Source organism: Rhodanobacter lycopersici (assembly GCF_040812335.1).
Taxonomy (GTDB): Bacteria; Pseudomonadota; Gammaproteobacteria; order Xanthomonadales; family Rhodanobacteraceae; genus Rhodanobacter_A; species Rhodanobacter_A lycopersici.
On sequence record NZ_JBFOHK010000001.1, the window covers coordinates 1,475,377 to 1,492,654 of the forward strand.

Below are 17,278 nucleotides of genomic sequence, written 5' to 3' on the forward strand. Positions count from 1 at the left end.
GGCGACGGTCGCTCGTCTACTGTTCGGCGACCCGTCTGCTATTCGGCCTCGCCACTGGGCCTGCGCTTGATCGCTGGCCAGGTTCAGCCATGGCGCTATGCTTGGCGTCCCGCTGCCCGAGGACGCTCCATGACGCGCCCGGCCTTCCCCGACGGACACTTTTATTCGCCCGTGGTGGACGTTGCAGAAGTACAGCGCGACCTGGCTCGCCTCTGGCCTGCCGTGGTCAATCCCGGGCCGCTGGCGGAGTTGATGAAAGTGGCCCCCACCGAGCCAACGGTGCACGGGATCGACTGGGCTCCGGCGTCTCATGACGAGCTGTTGCGCGGTCGATTCCCGGCACTGATCGAAGGATACGACTACCTGAGCGAGGGCGCGCCGGACGAAACGTTGGAGCGGTTCCACGAAGGAAACAGCCAGTTCGGACCGGCGGATGCACGCGTGCTGTTCTGCATGTTGCGGATGTTGCGGCCGCGACACATCGTGGAGGTTGGATCGGGCTACTCCACCCTGCTGATGACGGACGTGAACGCGAGGTTCCTCGATAGATCGGCGTCGATCACCAGCGTGGAACCGTACCCGCGGCCTTTCCTGCATCGCATGCGCGATGCCGGTCACATCACACTGATCGAACAGCGCGCTCAGGATGTGCAGGCGGAGTTGTACATGGAGTTGGAAGCCGGCGATGTGCTGTTCATCGATTCATCGCACGTCTGCAAGACGGGAAGCGACGTGACGCATCTTTACCTTGACGTGCTCCCCTCGCTCGCACCGGGCGTGATCGTGCACATCCACGACATCTTCTTCCCGCACGATTACCCACCCGACTGGGTGCTGGAGCACGGGTTCTCATGGAACGAGCAATACCTGCTACAGGCTCTATTGGTTGGCAACCGCAATTTCCGCGTGATCTATGGTGGCTCACTGGCCCGGACCTTTCACCGTCCTGCGCTCGTGGAATTCTTCGGTCGCATGACGCACGGATCGAGTCTCTGGCTTGAGAAGCTCGCCTGACCGGCTGGAGCGGGGAAGGCACACACGCCACCTGTCCGGGTGGCGCCCCGGGTCTCCTGCCGCATCGGCGCAACATTGGTGATACCTGCCCAAACTGCCGCGTTTCGACCACTACGGCCGCGTTACGGCCGACCCGTTACACTTGATGGCCGCAAAGCATCGACGTGGACACCAGCAACATGAGCAAGCAGACCATCGCCCTGGTGGGCGCGCCCACCGACATCGGCGCCGGACATCGCGGCGCCTCGATGGGGCCGGAAGCGCTGCGCGTGGCGCAGATCGCCGAGAAGCTGCACGCGCGCGGACTCGACGTGGCCGACCGCGGCAACCTGCACGGCCCGCACAATCCCTGGCTGCCGCCGGTGAACGGCTATCGCCATCTCGCCGAAGTGGTGGCGTGGAACCAAGTGGTGCACGCGGCGATCCACGACGAACTGGCGCATGGCCGCCTGCCGATCATGCTGGGCGGCGACCACTGCCTGGCGATCGGCTCGATCAGCGCGGTGGCGCGCCACTGTCGCGAACAGGACAGGAAGCTGCGCGTGCTGTGGCTGGACGCGCACGCCGACTTCAACACCGCCACGATCACTCCCTCCGGCAACATCCACGGCATGCCGGTGGCATGCCTGTGCGGCAACGGCCCCGCCGAACTGGTGGCGATCGGCGGGCACGCGCCGGCGACCACGCCCGACGTGTTCCGCCAGATCGGCATCCGCTCGGTGGACGAGGGCGAGAAGCGGCTGGTGCGCGAGGCGAAGATGGCCGTCTACGACATGCGCCACATCGACGAGGTGGGCATGCGTGGAACCATGGAGGAGGCGCTCGCCGGCATGGACGGCGACACCCATCTGCACGTGAGCTTCGACGTGGATTTCCTCGATCCCGGCATCGCTCCTGGCGTGGGCACCACGGTGCGCGGCGGCCCGAACTACCGCGAAGCGCAGCTGTGCATGGAAATGATCGCCGACTGCGGCAGGCTCGGCTCGCTCGACATCGTCGAGCTGAATCCCGCGTTCGACAAGCGCAACCAGACCGCGAAACTGGCGGTGGACCTGGTGGAGTCGCTGTTCGGCAAGTCGACGCTGATCCGCGCCTGAGAGGTTGTGGAAAATCCGCGGGCCCTGGGCGGACGGTCGAGCCCGCAGGAGCACACCCTGTGCGCGATGGCTTTGGTGCCCAGGTCAGAGCGAAAAGCATTCGCGCACAGGGTGCGCTCCTACACCCGAGCCATGTGCCCGATGGCGGGTGCGCGACCGGGAAGGATTACGGCGCCGGGCGCCGCGCTAGTCGCCCAGCGTGGCGCGCAGCAGGGCGAACAATTCCTTCCAGTGGCGTTCGGCCGCCGCCTCGTTGTAGGCGGGGTGGTCCGGCACGGCGTAGCCGTGGTGCGCGCCTTCGTAGATCTCCACGCGATGGTCGACGCCCGCATCCGTCAGCGCCTGTTCGAGCTGGGCCTTCTGCGCCTCGGTGAAGTGCGCGTCCCCGTCCGCGCCGGCCACGTAGACGCGGCCGGCGATGCCTCCGACGTGGCGATGCGGGCTGTCCGCCGAGTCGGTAGCCAGGCTGCCGCCGTGGAAGGAGGCGATGGCTGCGAAACGGTCGGGCAAGGCGCCGGCCGCGGTCAGCGCGATGTTGCCGCCCATGCAGTAGCCGGTGGCGCCGACCCGGCCGCCCGCGACCTCGGGGCGTGTCGAGAGGAACGCGAGGCTGGCCTCGGCATCGGCGATCTTGGCGCTGCGGTCGAGGCTGCCGACCATGGCCATCAGCCTGTCCTTTGCCTCGGGGTCGGCAAATGTCCTGGCCGGGTCCATCGGCGCGTAGCTGCCGTGCCGGTAATACAGGTCGGGAAGCAGCACGGCGTAGCCGCCATCGGCGAGGCGCTGGGCCATCTCGTGCAGGGTCGGACGGATCCCCAGGCCGTCCATGAAGAAGATCACGCCCGGCCACGGGCCCTCCCCGTTGGGCGGGGTGAACAGCGAGGCGGGGCAGGAGCCATCGCGCGTCTTGAAAACGAGCTTGAGACCGGGCATGGCAGCGACTCCCCACAAGTAACGGACAAACCCGCATTATAGGAAGTCGCGCCGGTGCGGAGTCCCCCGCACGGCGCATTCCGCTGCGGTCGAGGCGCCGCGCGCGATGTCGTAGACTGGTCTTTTAGCTGCACGACGCCCCATGCAAACCCGAGTCCTCACCGGCATCACCACCACCGGCACCCCGCACCTGGGCAACTACGTGGGCGCGATCCGCCCCGCGATCAACGCCAGCCGCCGCGCGGACGTGGATGCGTTCTTCTTCCTCGCCGACTACCACGCGCTGATCAAGAGCGACGACGCCGCGCGCATCGAGCGCTCGCGGCTGGAGATCGCGGCCACCTGGCTGGCCGCCGGGCTCGACCCCGCGCGCGTCACCTTCTACCGCCAATCGGACATCCCGGAGATCCCCGAGCTCACCTGGTTCCTTACCTGCGTCACCGCCAAGGGCCTGCTCAACCGCGCGCACGCCTACAAGGCCGCGGTGGACAAGAACGCCGAGGCGGGCGAGGACGCGGATGCCGGCGTCACCGCGGGCCTGTACATGTACCCGGTGCTGATGGCCGCCGACATCCTCGCCTTCGACGCGCACAAGGTGCCGGTGGGCCGCGACCAGATCCAGCACATCGAAATGGCGCGCGACATCGCGCAGCGCTTCAACCATATCCACGGCCGCGACTTCTTCGTGCTGCCCGAGGTGGTGATCGAGGAACAGGTGGCCACCCTGCCCGGCCTCGATGGCCGCAAGATGTCCAAGAGCTACGACAACACCATCCCGCTGTTCGCCGGCGGCGCCAAGGCGCTGCGCGAGGCAATCATGCGCATCGTCACCGACTCGCGCGCACCGGGCGAGGCGAAAGACCCGGACAGCTCCTCGCTCTGCACCATCTTCCACGCCTTCGCCGACGCGGCCGAAAGCGCCGCGTTCCGCCAGGCGCTGGTCGACGGCATCGGCTGGGGCGAAGCCAAGCAGCGCCTGTTCGAGCGCATCGAGACCGACGTGGCACCGATGCGCGAACGCTATGAGGCGTTGATCGCCAAGCCCGCCGGGATCGAGGAAATCCTGCGCGCAGGCGCGGCCAAGGCGCGCACCGTCGCCACGCCCAAGCTTGCCGTGATCCGCGAGGCGATCGGACTGCGTGCGATGGGCGTGGCGCCAGCCGCCAAGGCGGGCAAGCCGTCCGCCGCGAAGGCCGACAAGGTGCCGCGCTTCGCCAGTTTCCGCGACGGCAATGCCGGCTTCCGCTTCCGCCTGTTCGCCGCCGACGGCGAGGAGCTGTTGCTCTCGATGCCGTTCGCCGATCCCAAGGCCGCCGGCGCGCTGCAGCAGCGCATCTGCCAGTTGGGCCACGCTGCCGTACTGCGCGAGGACGGCGATGCGCTGGTGCTGGAGCTGGATGGCGAAGCCGTCGCCCGTACTCCGCAGGCCGGCGACGAATTGCTCAACCGCCTGCGCGATGCGCTGGAACAGCTGGCCGTGCAGGACTGAGCGGCCACACGCCGGAGCCGCCGATGCGCTACCTCGCCCTGCTGCTGCTCGCGCCCTGGCTGCTGATCCTCGGCTGGGCCTACGCAAGCTACCCGAAATCGCTGCCGCGCACGCCGGCGCGGCGGCTGTTCGACGCTCTGGCGCTGCTGCTGGCCTTCAGCGCCGCGATCTATGCCGGCGTGGCCGGCTACGACGCAGTGCCACTGCCCGGACTCGACGCGGCCGGACGACGCGCCAGCGGCGCGATCTGGCAGCAGGTGCTGCCCGCGCTGTGCGGCTATGGCGCCTTCGCCGGCGTGCTGGTGTTGGTCTTGCCGCTGCGCGCGCGGTTGTGGCGCCGCCGCGGCTGAACCGCCATCGGCACGGATTCAATCCCAGCGGTTGAGGTGCGGGCCGAACGCGTTGCGCTGCTTGCGCACGATGCAGAAACGCTGGCCGCTGGGCGCTTCCATCACCCACCAGCGCTGGCGCACGAAGGCGATGCGCTTCGCACCAAGGCGCTCCAGCCGCACGGCCTCGGCCTCGAGGTCGTCGGTCTCGATGTCCAGGTGCACGCGGCTCTCGTGGTCGACTTTCTGCAGCAGGATCAGCGGTTCGTCGTCGGCCGTGCGCAGCTCGGCATAGCGGCCGTCGCCATCCTGGTCGGGCGTGGCGATGGGCTTGCCCAGCGCCGTGCTCCAGAACCTCGCGGCATCGCCCAGGTCATCGACCTTGCAGTCCAGTACCAGGGCACACAGGCGGCTGTGATGCATGAGATACCTCGCAGTGGGGCAGAGGTATCCAGTGTGCACCGGCACGCAGGCCGGCGCACCCATCGTGCCGCGGTCAGCGCGCCAACGGCGCGATGCGCTGCTCGATCGCGCCGAAGATCGAGGCGCCGGCCTTGTCGGTGATCTCGATGCGCAGCGTGTCGCCGTACTTCAGGAACGGCGTGCCGGGCTTGCCGTCGCGCAAGGTCTCCACCGTGCGCTGCTCGGCGAGGCAGGAGGCGCCCAGGCTGGTGTCCTGGTTGGCGATGGTGCCGGAGCCGACGATGGTGCCGGCGGTGAGCGGGCGCGTCTTCGCCACGTGGGCCACCAGCTGGGCGAAGCTGAACTGCATGTCCACGCCGCATTCGGCCGCACCGAACCACTGGCCATTGAGCCAGGTGCGCATCGGCAGGTGGAGCTTCTCGCCCTGCCAGGCCTCGCCCAGTTCGTCGGGTGTCACCAGCACCGGCGACAACGCCGAGCGCGGCTTGCTCTGCAGGAAGCCGAAACCCTTGGCCAGCTCGCCGGGGATCAGCCCGCGCAGCGAGACGTCGTTGACCAGGCCGACCAGCTGGATGTGCTCGGCCGCCTCGGCCGGCGTAGCCGCCATCGGCACGTCGTCGGTGACCACCACGACCTCGGCCTCGAGGTCGATGCCGTAGTCCTCGCTGGGCACCACCACCTCGTCGCGCGGGCCGAGGAAGCCGGCGCTGGTGGCCTGGTACATCAGCGGATCGGTGTAGAACGACGCCGGCACCTCGGCGCCGCGCGCCTTGCGCACGCGCTCCACGTGCGGCAGGTAGGCGCTGCCGTCGACGAATTCATAGGCGCGCGGCAGGGGCGAGGCCAGCGCCGTCATGTCCAGCGCGAACGCGCCCGCGGCCTTGCCGGCATTCAACTCGCCGGACAGCGCATTGAGGCGCGGCGCCACGTTCGACCAGTCGTCCAGTGCGGCCTGCATGGTGGCGGCGATGCCGCTGGCCTTCACCGCGGTGCCGAGGTCGCGGCTGACCACGATCAGCGTGCCGTCGCGGCCGCCTTCCTTCAGGGAACCCAGTTTCATGTTTCGCTCCACGGACCCGGGCGATGGCGCCGGTCCCTTCGTTCTCGGTTGATGCGGTGCCCGGCGCCTACTTGCCGGTGAAATGTTTGCGGATGCCCTGCCAGCATTCATGGTAGTTGCCCTGCAGCTCCTTCGACTCCAGCGCCTGCCGGGTCGGATGGAGCACGCGGCGCGCCTCGAACATGAAGGCCATGGTGCCGGTGATCACGTCCGGCTGGGACAGGTCGCGCGTCGAGGCCTTCTCGTAGGTCGCCGCGTCCGGGCCGTGGCCGCTCATGCAATTGTGCAGCGAGGCGCCGCCCGGCACGAAGCCCTCGGCCTTGGCGTCATAGGCGCCGGTGACCAGGCCCATGAACTCGCTGGCGATGTTGCGGTGGAACCACGGCGGACGGAAGGTGTGCTGCGCCACCAGCCAGCGCGGCGGGAAGATCACGAAATCCATGTTGCTCACGCCCGCGGTGTCGCTGGGCGAATGCAGCACCAGGAAGATGCTCGGGTCCGGGTGGTCGTAGCTGATCGAGCCGATCGTGTTGAAGCGGCGCAGGTCGTACTTGTACGGCGCGTAGTTGCCGTGCCAGCCGACCACGTCGAGCGGCGAGTGGTCGATCCCCGCGCGCCACAGATTGCCCTGGAATTTGGCCACCAACTCGAAGTCGCCTTCCACATCTTCGTAAGCGGCGACCGGGGCGAGGAAATCGCGCGGATTGGCGAGGCCGTTGCTGCCGATGGGGCCGAGGTCCGGCAGGCGCAGCAGCGCGCCGAAGTTCTCGGCGATGTAACCGCGCGCGACGTCGTCCAGCAGCTCCACGCGGAAGCGCACGCCGCGCGGGATCACCGCGATCTCCAGCGGCTCCAGCTCGATCACGCCGAACTCGGTGGCCAGGCGCAGGCGACCCTGCTGCGGCACGATCAGCAGCTCGCCGTCGGCGTCGTAGAAGTAGCGGCCCTGCATCGAGCGGTTGGCCGCGTACACATGGATGCCGATGCCCGACTGTTCCGCCGCGCCGCCGTTGCCGGCCATGGTGACGATGCCGTCGACGAAATCAGTGGGCGCGGACGGCAGCGGCAGCGGATTCCAGCGCAGCTGGTTGGGGCTGGCCGGCACTTCGTCGAAGCGGTTGTGGAAGCGACTGGGCGCCATCGTCTCGAACGGCTGGTGCATCGCCGCCGGGCGGATGCGATACAGCCAGCTGCGCCGGTTGCTGTGCCGCGGCGCGGTGAACGCGGTGCCCGACAGCTGCTCGGCGTACAGGCCGTGCGCCGCCTGCTGCGGCGAATTCTGGCCTTCCGGCAGCACGCCGGGGATGGCCTCGGTGGCGAATTCGTTGGCGAAGCCGGATTGGTAGTTGATACCGACAGACATGGGCATGCCTTCCGCTTTCAAAGCCCCTCTCCCTCCGGGAGAGGGGTTGGGGTGAGGGTTCGGTTTTCCGCAGCGCCGAGGATTGCTTCGAGCACCGCATCCATCTGTTGCAAAACTTCGTTGTCCCAGTATCGCAAGACCTTCAACCCGCGGGACTCCAGGAACCTCGTGCGTGCCTGGTCGACGGCTTCATCATGCTGTGAACCGTCCAGTTCCACGACCAGTTTCTTCGCTTCGCAAAAGAAATCCACGACATAGGGCGGCACGGGGTGCTGGCGGCGGAACTTGAGGCCATTCAATCGGCCGGCACGCAGGTGGAACCAGAGCTTTTGTTCCGCATCCGTACACGACTTGCGCAACCCACGCGACTGCTCGCGCGTTCGTGTCGGCAGTGGCGGATTGATGCGTTCCGGCATTTCCGAACCCTCTCCCCAACCCCTCCCCCGAAGGGGGAGGGGCTTCAAGGATCACAACACGCCGCGCTTCATCTGGTCGCGCTCGATCGACTCGAACAGCGCCTGGAAGTTGCCTTCGCCGAAGCCCTCGTTGCCCTTGCGCTGGATGATCTCGAAGAAGATCGGACCGATGTTGTTCTGCGTGAAGATCTGCAGCAGCAGGCGCTGCTTCGTTTCCTGGTCGGCGTCGATCAGGATCTTGTTCTTCGCCAGGCGTGGCACGTCCTCGCCGTGGTTCGGGATGCGCAGGTCGATCACGTCGAAATAGGTGTCCGGCGTGTCGAGGAATTCCACGCCCCGCGCCCGCATCGCCTCCACCGTGTCGTAGATGTTGTCGGTGAACAGCGCGATGTGCTGGATGCCCTCGCCGTGGTAGGCGTCGAGGTATTCGTTGATCTGCGACTTCGGATCGCTCGACTCGTTGAGCGGGATGCGCACGATGCCGTCCGGCGCGGTCATCGCCTTCGACACCAGGCCGGTCTTGGCGCCCTTGATGTCGAAGTAGCGGATCTCGCGGAAGTTGAACAGGCGCTCGTAGTAGTCCGACCACTTCTGCATGTTGCCAAAGTAGAGGTTGTGCGTGAGGTGGTCGATGAAGGTGAGGCCGAACCCCTTCGGATGCTGCTCGGCGCCCGGGATCGGCGCGTAGTCGTCGCCGTAGATGCTGCCCTTGTCGCCGTAGCGGTCGACCAGGTACAGCATGCAGTCGCCGATGCCCTTCACCACCGGCGCATCGACCGCCCTGGAGCGCTCGGCCAGTTCGCCCATCGCCTCGCCGCCATTGCCGAGCACGGTGGTGCGCACTTCGCCGGCGGGCTTCCTGAAACGGATGGCGAAACCGGCGGCGCAGGGGCCGTGTGCCTGGGCGAACTCGGCGGCGTAGGAGTCAGGATCCTCGTTGACCAGCAGGTTCACGTCGCCCTGGCGGTACACGGTGATCGGACGGTTCTTGTGCCTGAGCACGGCGGTGAAGCCCATGTTCTTGAACAGCGCGTGCAGCTCACCGGCGCGGCCGGCCGGGGCGGCGAATTCGACGAACTCGAAGCCGTTGATCCCCATCGGGTTCTCGAAGGTGGTGACCTGCATGCCGAGGTTGGGCTGGGCGTTCATGGGATCTCTCCGACGGGCTACGATGGGGGAAACAAACCGTGCCAACGAATGCTTTTGGCACAGCGCGCGCTAACGTGATGCGTGCTCTTGGTGAAAAGTGCAGCCATGGATGGCTGCTCGCTTGATCTTCGCGGTCACGGATGACCGCACTAATCATGGTTTCATATGTAACCATTTGCAAGGAACACCGCAGCATGCCCGCCGGACGCCATCCCGACCATGCCCCGCTGGAACTGGAGCGCTTCGTTCCCTACCAGCTGTCGATCGTGTCGAACACGGTCAGCCAGGCCATTGCCGACGACTACCAGGCGCGCCACGACCTGGGTGTCACCGAATGGCGGGTGATGGCGGTGCTGGCCCGTTTCGACGGCCTCTCCGCGCGTGAGGTGGCCGAGCGCACCGCGATGGACAAGGTGGCGGTGAGCCGCGCGCTGGCGCGCCTGGTCGCCGCCGGCCGCGTGCGCCGCCACACCCATGCCAGCGACAAGCGCCGCTCGGTGCTGGGTCTCACCGCCGCCGGCTGGAAGATCCACGACGAGGTGGCGCCGATGGCGCGGCAGCGGGAGCGGGAGCTGATGGAGCGGCTGGCGCCGGAGGAACAGGCGTGGCTGCGGCGGATATTGGACAAGCTGATGCCGCAGGACGGCCACGAGTAGTCAAGCCAGAGCCGTTGTCGATGTCCCGGGACAGGGCTCCTGCCCTGCCCGGGACTCGCCTTGATCGGGCGCAGCCCGATCAAGGCTCCGCGAGGCGGGCGCCAGCGCCCGCCTCGCGTCGGGCCATCCATGGCCCGAGTCCGGCTCCGATCACTTCACGCCGTGCATGAGCTTGTTCACCAGCGGCGCGATCAGCAGCAGCAGCACACCCGCACCGGCCAGCAGCCAGAAGCTGAAGGTGAACCCGCCCAGCGCCGCGGCGGCGGTGAGCCCGTGCTCACCGGTGATGCGGCTGGCGAACAGGCCGGAAAGGTTGCCGCCCACCGCCAGCGACAGGAACCAGCCGCCCATCGCGAAACCCACCAGCTTCGGCGGCGCCAGCTTGGTCACCATCGACAGGCCGATCGGCGACAGGCACAGCTCGCCCACCGTCTGCATCACGTAGCACATCACCAGCGGCCAGAACGGAATCAGCCCGTTGGCCCCGAGCAGCCGCGACAGCGCATACACCAGGATCGCGAAACCCACCGCGTTGAAGATCAGGCCGAGGCCGAACTTGCGCGGGATCGACGGCTCGCAACGGCGCTTGCCGAGCCAGCCCCACGTCAGTGCCACCACCGGCGCCAGCACGATGATCGCCAGCGGGCTCACCGACTGGAACCAGCCCACCGGGAACACCCAGCCGCCGAACATCTTGCGGTCCACCAGGTTCTCGGCAAGGAAGTTGAACGTGGTGCCGAGCTGGTAATAGAACATCCAGAACAGCACGTTGAACGCGAAGATGATCAGCATCGCGATCACCCGGTGCGTCTGCACGCGACCGTGCCGCGCCGCCTCCACCAGCAGCATCGCGGCCACCGCCACGAACAGAAGGCCCAGCACCCACTGCAGTCCGTCCGCACCGATGCCGGAAAGCAGCCAGTAAACCACCGGCACCGCCACCACCGCGCCCGCGAACACCCACAGCACGCGCAGCCGGCTTTCCGCGCCCGGTGCGGGCCGGCCCACGCCCTTGAGCTGGCGCCGACCGAACCAGAACCACAGCAGGCTCAGCAGCATGCCCACGCCGGCGGCGAGGAACACCAGCCGGTAGTTCTGCTCCAGCGGCGTGTCAGTGAACTGCACGGCCATCCAGCCGGTGAGCAGCGGCGCCACCAGCGCACCCGCATTGATGCCCATGTAGAACAGGGTGAAGCCGCGGTCGCGACGCGGATCGTCGCGGCCGTACAACTGGCCCACCATCGAGGAGATGTTCGGCTTGAACAGGCCGTCGCCCACGATCACCAGCGCCAGCCCCAGCAGCAGCATCACACGCTCGGGCAACATCAGCACGAACAGCCCCGCCGCCATCACCGCGGCGCCGAGCAGGATGGTGCGCTGGTAGCCGATCAGCTTGTCCGCCACCCAGCCGCCGAAGATGCCGGTGCCGTAGATCAGCGCGGTGTACGCGCCGAAGATCGCGCTGGCCCACGCCTGGCCCGAACTGTCGCCGTGGTAGAACTGCGCCACGATGTACAGCGCCAGCGCCCAGCTCACGCTGTAGAACGCGAAGCGTTCCCAGAACTCGGTCATGAACAGCATCCACAGCGGGCGCGGATGGCCGAGCAGCTGCGGATACTGCGGAACGGCTTGCGTCGTGGCTGTGTCGGTCGTTGTCATGGGGCCTGCTCGTGGTGATGATTCGGCGGAAACCTGGAAGCGCCACACGTGTACTTGCCGGAACCGTCGCCGTCAACCGGCATCAAGACGCCCCGCGCCTGCCGACTCCGGTGACCCGGCACGGAAAGTCTGTCCCAGGCGTCGCGCCTCGCCGAAATAATGGCGAAACACGTACAGCAGCGGCGACCATGCCGCGACATCGACGTGCTGTGTACCGGGCACCACGATGCCGGCGTGCGCGTGCACGCGCTCGACGCGAGTCTCGACGATCAGCGTGGGGTCGATCGGATCGTCGCCGCAAACGTGCATCGCCACCACGCGTGCTTCCAGCTGCAGCGGGCATTCGGCGATCCGCGGCGGCGTCACCACCTGGGAGGGCGTGGCAGTCAGCCCGGCGCGGGCGAACTTGTCGGGCTCGAAACGGTAGCCCATTGCGCGCTTGTACTCGGGTACGGGATGGCTGCCTGTGGTGCCGGCGATGGCCTCGACCCGCTGCCAAAGCGTCGCGTCCGGCAAGTTGATCACGCACTCGCCCAGGCGCCGCAGGTTGGCCACGCACTGGCCGCATCCGCCCAGGCCCAGTACCACGCGGTCGTCCAAGGCCCAAGCCGATGACATCGGCGAGATGTTGGCCGAACCATCCGGTTGCACGGTGGTGATCAGCGCCACCGGCGTACCGAAATACAGGATGCTGGGATTGATGACTAGGCTGTCCATGTCGGCCAGTGTCGGGCAGGCGACACGGCCGATGGCTCGTTGTACATCGAAACATCGGCGCGACGGCATGGCTATTGTCCGCGCGCGTAGCGATCTGCGCCGCCATAGGCCGCAGCGCATCATGCGTTGGCCGTCAAACCCGCAGGCGACGGCCATCGGCACGGCTCAAGTACCCAGTACCGTGCGCACTTCCAGCAATTCGGGGAAGAAGGTGAGGTCCAGCGCCTTCTTCAGGAAGCCCACGCCGGAGGAGCCGCCGGTGCCGCGGCGGTGGCCGATGATGCGCTCCACCGCCTTCATGTGGCGGAAACGCCAGAGCTGGAAGCTCTCCTCGATGTCCACCAGGGTCTCGCACAGGTGGAACTCGGCCCAGAAGCTTTCCGGCGCCTCGTAGATGCGGCGGAAAACCGGCAGCAGCGCCTCGCTGAACTGCCACGGCCGGGTCACGTCGCGCTCAAGCAATGCCTGCGGCACCGCGTGGCCGCACCGCGCCAGCCAGTGCAGGGCTTCGTCGTACAGGCCCGGCGCCTCCAGCGTGGCGCGCAGCCCTGCCTGGATCGCCGCGTCGTGCGCGAACACCGCCAGCATGTCGGCGTTCTTGTTGCCGAGCAGGAACTCCACCGTGCGGTACTGCGCCGACTGGAAACCGGACGAGGGCCCCAGCGCATCGCGGAAGGCCAGGTATTCGTGCGGCGTCATCGTCTCCAGCACCGCCCACTGTTCGAACAGCTGGCGCTGGATCTGCTTCACCCGCGCCAGCACCTTGAGCGCGGGGCCGATGCGCTCGCCGCGCATGAACTCCATCGCCGCGCGCAGCTCGTGGATCAGCAGCTTCAGCCACAGCTCGGCCACGTGGTGCTGCACGATGAACAGCATCTCGTCGTGGTACGGCGGATCGGACACGGGCCGCTGCGCGGACAGCAAGGTATCCAGGTGCAGGTAGCCGGCGTAGGTCATGCGCCCCGAGAGGTCGCGCTCGATGCCTGCCTCGAGCTCGCGCTGGTTGTCCGTCATGATCGATCGCGACTGTCGAAAGCAAGCATGTTAACCGCTGATGACGTTCGGCCCACAGGCACGGCCACGGCGTCATTTTTTGCGGTGCGCCGTACCCGCCCGCATGCTGCAGCGTACCTTGCGACGCAACATGCCCGCCTGCTATCTATGTACGGCTTTTCCCGGCCGTTTTGATCGCCACGGCGGTCGCCCGGCACGGGATCTCCAGCGCGCCAGGCCCCACTGGATGGGCCGCCGCCCCCACTTCCCCATTCGTCCAAACGGGAGCGAGTCGTGTCCATCGCCGCCAAGTTCGAAATCGAGTACCTGCAATACCTCGATGCCGAGGGCAAGCAGGTTCGCAAGGATCTGCCCGCCTTCGCCAAGGACCTCGACCACATGGTCGAGCTGTACAAGCTGATGCTGTCGACCCGCGTGTTCGACGCCAAGTCGGTGGCGCTGCAGCGCACCGGCAAGCTCGGCACCTACGCCAGTTGCCTCGGCCACGAGGCCGCCCACGTCGGCATCGGCAGCGCGATGCGCCCGGAAGACGTCTACGCGCCCAGCTACCGCGAATACGGCGCCCAGCTGTACCGCGGCGTGCAGCCGCGCGAGGTGTACATGTATTGGGGCGGCGACGAGCGCGGCAACGACTACCAGAAGGAACCGGCGCGCCACGACTTCGCGTGGAGCGTGCCGATCGCCACGCAGTGCCTGCACGCCGCCGGCTCCGCGCTGGCGTTCAAGATCCGCGGCGAGAAGCGCGTGGCCGTGTGCACCATCGGCGACGGCGGCTCGTCCAAGGGCGACTTCTACGGCGCGATCAACATCGCCGGTGCGCAGAACCTGCCGCTGGTGGCGGTGATCGTCAACAACCAGTGGGCGATCTCGGTGCCGCGCAAGATCCAGTCCGGCGCGCCCACGCTGGCGCAGAAGGGCATCGCCGCCGGCCTGTACTGCATCCAGGTCGACGGCAACGACATCATCGCCGTGCGCAAGGCGATGGAGGACGCGCTGGAGCGCGCGCGCAACGGCGAAGGCGGCAGCGTGATCGAGGCGGTGACCTACCGCCTCGGCGACCACACCACCGCCGACGACGCCCGCCGCTACCGCGGCGAGCAGGAAGTGAAGGACGCCTGGGCGAAGGAGCCGATGAAGCGCCTGCGTGCCTGGCTGGTGGACAAGGGCGTGTGGGACGACGCCAAGGAAGAGGCCTGGAAGGCCGAGTGCGACGAGTGGATGGACAACGAGGTGAACGCCTACCTCGAGACCAAGACGCAGCCGGTGACGGCGATGTTCGACTACACCTTCGCCGAAGTCCCCGCCGATCTCGCCAAACAGCGCGAGTATGTCCTTTCGCTCGAAAACAAGGGTCACTGAGTCATGGCACAGATCACTCTCATCGAAGCCGTCACCCAGGCGCTCGCCTACGAGATGAAGCACGACGACAGCGTCGTGGTGCTGGGCGAGGACGTGGGCGTCAACGGCGGCGTGTTCCGCGCCACCCAGGGCCTGCAGGAAAAGTTCGGCGAGCTGCGCGTGCTCGACACGCCGCTGGACGAGACCACCATCGCCGGCGTCACCGTGGGCATGGCCGTGCAGGGCATGAAGCCGGTGGCCGAGGCGCAGTTCGAAGGCTTCATCTATCCGATGATGGAGCAGATCGCCTGCCACGCCGCGCGCATGCGCAACCGCACCCGCGGCCGCCTCACCGTGCCGGCCGTGTGGCGTGCGCCGTGGGGCGGCGGCATCCGTGCGCCGGAGCACCACTCCGAAGCGAACGAACACCTGTTCACCAACATCCCCGGCCTGCGCGTGGTACTGCCCTCCTCGCCCGCGCGCGCCTACGGCCTGCTGCTGGCCGCGATCCGCGATCCCGATCCGGTGATCTTCCTCGAACCCAAGCGCATCTACCGCCAATACAAGGAAGAAGTGCCCGACGACGGCGAGGCGCTGCCGCTGGACGTGTGCTTCGTGCTGCGCGACGGCACCGACGTGACCCTGGTGACCTGGGGCGCGCAGGTGAAGGAAACGCTGGAAGCCGCCGACGAACTCGCCAAGCAGGGCATCAGCGCGGAAGTCATCGACGTCGCCACGCTCACTCCGCTGGACTTCGACACCATCGCCGAATCGGTGCAGAAGACCGGCCGCTGCGTGATCGTGCACGAGGCCCCGAAGACGGCCGGCTTCGGCGCCGAGATCGCCGCGCGCATCGCCGAGGAATGTCTGTACGACCTGCTCGCCCCGGTCGAGCGCATCACCGGTCCCGACACCCACATCCCGCTGTTCCGCCTGGAGATGAAGTACCTGCCCAGCACGGAACGTATCGTCGAAGCCGCGCAGCGTACGCTGGCGGTGTCGTAATTAATCCCTTCTCCCCTCCGGGGAGAAGGTGCCCCGGAGGGGCGGATGAGGGGCCAAGGCTTGCGGTAAGACCCATCGAAGCGGGTTTCGATAAAGTTCAAGGCAAGTCCCGGCCCCTCACCCCAACCCTCTCCCCAAAGGGGAGAGGGAGAAAACCCAAAAAACCTTGGAAGCTCACACATGGCCGACATCAAGACTTTCCACCTGCCCGACCTCGGCGAAGGCCTGCCCGACGCCACCATCGTCGAGTGGCACGTCAAGGAAGGCGACTACATCAAGCTCGACGCGCCGCTGTGCTCGATGGAAACCGCGAAGGCGGTGGTCGATGTGCCCTCGCCCTACACCGGCACCGTGAAGAAGCTGCACGGCGCCCCCGGCGACATCATCGAGACCGGCGCCGCGCTGGCCGACTTCGAGCCCGATGCCAACGCCAAGCAGCGCGCCGAGGCCGAGGCCACCGGCCACCACCATGGCCCCAAGAAGACCGAGGCGCCCGCCCCGGCGCCGGCCCCCGCGCCTGCAGCCAAGGCCGCCACCGCCGACCGCGAGGACGAAGGCACCGTGGTCGGCGCGATGGTCAGCGGCAGCCACGTGCACGTCGAGCAGGCCGCCAGCATCGGCGGCGTGAAGGCGGTGCCCGCGGTACGCGCGCTGGCGAAGAAGCTCAAGGTCGACCTCGCCCGCGTGCGCCCCACCGGCGCCGACGGCGTGGTCACCATGCAGGACGTGAAGGACGCTGCCGCCAACGGCAGCGCCCCGCTGGGCGCCGCCCCGGCCCGTGCCGTGCCCGCCTCCGCCGGCCGTCACCTCGCACCCGAACTGCCCGAGCCCGGCGCGGCGCCTTCGCGCACACCGGTTTCGCTGGCCGGCAAGGCGGTGCGCACCGCGCCGCCGTCGGTGCAGGCCAGTGGCCAGCCGGAACAGCTCAAGGGCGTGCGCCGCAACATGGCGCGCGTGATGGCCGACGCGCACGCACAAGTCGTGCCCACCACCCTGGTGGACGATGCGGATCTGCATGCCTGGATCGGCAAGCAGGACATCACCGCCCGCCTGATCCGCTCCATCGTCGCCGCCTGCAAGGCGGTGCCGGCGCTCAACGCCTGGTTCGATGGCAAGAACCTCACCCGCACGATGCACCCGCAGGTGGACATCGGCATCGCCGTGGACACCGAGGACGGCCTGTTCGTGCCCGCCCTGCGCAACGCCGACGTGCTCGACGGCGCCGGCATCCGCGCCGCGATCAAGCGCCTGCGCAGCTCGGTGGAAGATCGTTCCATCCCGGCGTCGGAGCTGTCGGGCTACACCATCAGCCTGTCCAACTTCGGCATGTTCGCCGGCCGCTACGCCACCCCGGTGGTGGTGCCGCCCACCGTAGCCATCATCGGCGCCGGCAAGCTGTGCCACGACGTGGTGGCCGTGATGGGCGGCATCGAAGTGCACCGCCGCATGCCGATCAGCCTCACCTTCGACCACCGCGCCGCCACCGGCGGCGAGGCGGCGCGCTTCCTCAAGGCGCTGCTGGATGATTTGTCTTTGCCGAATTGAGGCATGTCGCCAGATCGCAAACACGGGGCGCCACATGGCGCCCCGTTTGTTTCTGCCGCCCCATCCCCGTT

General features: G+C 67.7%; 17 protein-coding genes. 8 read left to right on the forward strand and 9 right to left on the reverse strand.

Annotated features, from left to right (window positions below; translation table 11 throughout):
* Nucleotides 1-129: 129 nt before the first annotated feature.
* Both ABQJ54_RS06800 and rocF read left to right on the forward strand, forming a co-directional pair.
* Entirely contained in the window at nucleotides 130-1,014 is an 885-nt protein-coding gene (locus ABQJ54_RS06800) for an O-methyltransferase (RefSeq protein WP_367853491.1), read from the forward strand.
* A 179-nt stretch (nucleotides 1,015-1,193) separates the two neighbouring features.
* Nucleotides 1,194-2,111, forward strand: coding sequence for an arginase (gene rocF, locus ABQJ54_RS06805; protein WP_367853492.1), 918 nt, complete (start codon nucleotides 1,194-1,196; stop codon nucleotides 2,109-2,111).
* A 186-nt stretch (nucleotides 2,112-2,297) separates the two neighbouring features.
* On the opposite strand, the gene ABQJ54_RS06810 is transcribed toward rocF, so the two are convergent.
* Nucleotides 2,298-3,044 (reverse strand): dienelactone hydrolase family protein, encoded by a 747-nt coding sequence (locus ABQJ54_RS06810; RefSeq protein WP_367853493.1) that lies wholly within the window; start codon nucleotides 3,042-3,044, stop codon nucleotides 2,298-2,300.
* Nucleotides 3,045-3,186: 142 nt separating this feature from the next.
* Between ABQJ54_RS06810 and ABQJ54_RS06815 the strand changes: the two genes are divergently transcribed.
* Complete coding sequence (locus ABQJ54_RS06815) at nucleotides 3,187-4,533, forward strand: tryptophan--tRNA ligase (RefSeq protein ID WP_367853494.1); 1,347 nt, start codon at nucleotides 3,187-3,189, stop codon at nucleotides 4,531-4,533.
* 23 nt (nucleotides 4,534-4,556) lie between these two features.
* On the forward strand, nucleotides 4,557-4,883 hold the full coding sequence (locus ABQJ54_RS06820) for a hypothetical protein (RefSeq protein ID WP_367853495.1): 327 nt from the start codon (nucleotides 4,557-4,559) through the stop codon (nucleotides 4,881-4,883).
* Between the two features lie 18 nt (nucleotides 4,884-4,901).
* Here the strand turns inward: ABQJ54_RS06820 and ABQJ54_RS06825 are convergent, their stop codons facing one another.
* The 5 genes from ABQJ54_RS06825 to hppD all read right to left on the reverse strand — a co-directional run bounded on the left by ABQJ54_RS06825 (nucleotide 4,902) and on the right by hppD (nucleotide 9,273).
* Nucleotides 4,902-5,285, reverse strand: coding sequence for a VOC family protein (locus ABQJ54_RS06825; protein ID WP_367853496.1), 384 nt, complete (start codon nucleotides 5,283-5,285; stop codon nucleotides 4,902-4,904).
* 73 nt (nucleotides 5,286-5,358) lie between these two features.
* Entirely contained in the window at nucleotides 5,359-6,345 is a 987-nt protein-coding gene (locus ABQJ54_RS06830; RefSeq protein WP_367853497.1) for a fumarylacetoacetate hydrolase family protein, read from the reverse strand.
* Between the two features lie 67 nt (nucleotides 6,346-6,412).
* Entirely contained in the window at nucleotides 6,413-7,708 is a 1,296-nt protein-coding gene (hmgA, locus tag ABQJ54_RS06835; RefSeq protein ID WP_367853498.1) for a homogentisate 1,2-dioxygenase, read from the reverse strand.
* 17 nt (nucleotides 7,709-7,725) lie between these two features.
* Entirely contained in the window at nucleotides 7,726-8,124 is a 399-nt protein-coding gene (locus ABQJ54_RS06840) for an endonuclease domain-containing protein (protein ID WP_367853499.1), read from the reverse strand.
* A gap of 51 nt (nucleotides 8,125-8,175) precedes the next feature.
* Nucleotides 8,176-9,273, reverse strand: a complete 1,098-nt coding sequence (hppD, locus tag ABQJ54_RS06845) for a 4-hydroxyphenylpyruvate dioxygenase (protein ID WP_367853500.1) — start codon at nucleotides 9,271-9,273, stop codon at nucleotides 8,176-8,178.
* Nucleotides 9,274-9,467: 194 nt separating this feature from the next.
* Between hppD and ABQJ54_RS06850 the strand changes: the two genes are divergently transcribed.
* A complete protein-coding gene (locus tag ABQJ54_RS06850; RefSeq protein ID WP_367853501.1) occupies nucleotides 9,468-9,929 on the forward strand; it encodes a MarR family winged helix-turn-helix transcriptional regulator in 462 nt (153 codons plus the stop codon).
* Nucleotides 9,930-10,079: 150 nt separating this feature from the next.
* Here the strand turns inward: ABQJ54_RS06850 and ABQJ54_RS06855 are convergent, their stop codons facing one another.
* From ABQJ54_RS06855 to ABQJ54_RS06865, 3 genes are all read right to left on the reverse strand, one after another.
* Nucleotides 10,080-11,588, reverse strand: a complete 1,509-nt coding sequence (locus tag ABQJ54_RS06855) for a peptide MFS transporter (protein WP_367853502.1) — start codon at nucleotides 11,586-11,588, stop codon at nucleotides 10,080-10,082.
* 72 nt (nucleotides 11,589-11,660) lie between these two features.
* Complete coding sequence (locus ABQJ54_RS06860) at nucleotides 11,661-12,305, reverse strand: flavin reductase family protein (RefSeq protein WP_367853503.1); 645 nt, start codon at nucleotides 12,303-12,305, stop codon at nucleotides 11,661-11,663.
* 165 nt (nucleotides 12,306-12,470) lie between these two features.
* Nucleotides 12,471-13,319 (reverse strand): tryptophan 2,3-dioxygenase, encoded by an 849-nt coding sequence (locus ABQJ54_RS06865; protein ID WP_367853504.1) that lies wholly within the window; start codon nucleotides 13,317-13,319, stop codon nucleotides 12,471-12,473.
* A gap of 273 nt (nucleotides 13,320-13,592) precedes the next feature.
* On the opposite strand from ABQJ54_RS06865, the gene pdhA reads away from it, so the two are divergent.
* The 3 genes from pdhA (at nucleotide 13,593) to ABQJ54_RS06880 (ending at nucleotide 17,207) form a co-directional block, all read left to right on the forward strand.
* Nucleotides 13,593-14,678 carry a pyruvate dehydrogenase (acetyl-transferring) E1 component subunit alpha gene (pdhA, locus tag ABQJ54_RS06870; protein WP_367853505.1) on the forward strand — a complete coding sequence of 362 codons (1,086 nt, stop codon included), beginning with the start codon at nucleotides 13,593-13,595 and terminating at the stop codon, nucleotides 14,676-14,678.
* A gap of 3 nt (nucleotides 14,679-14,681) precedes the next feature.
* The gene (locus ABQJ54_RS06875) at nucleotides 14,682-15,662 is read left to right on the forward strand and encodes an alpha-ketoacid dehydrogenase subunit beta (RefSeq protein ID WP_367853506.1); all 981 of its coding nucleotides are present in this window, start codon (nucleotides 14,682-14,684) and stop codon (nucleotides 15,660-15,662) included.
* 180 nt (nucleotides 15,663-15,842) lie between these two features.
* On the forward strand, nucleotides 15,843-17,207 hold the full coding sequence (locus tag ABQJ54_RS06880; RefSeq protein ID WP_367853507.1) for a dihydrolipoamide acetyltransferase family protein: 1,365 nt from the start codon (nucleotides 15,843-15,845) through the stop codon (nucleotides 17,205-17,207).
* Nucleotides 17,208-17,278: the final 71 nt, after the last annotated feature.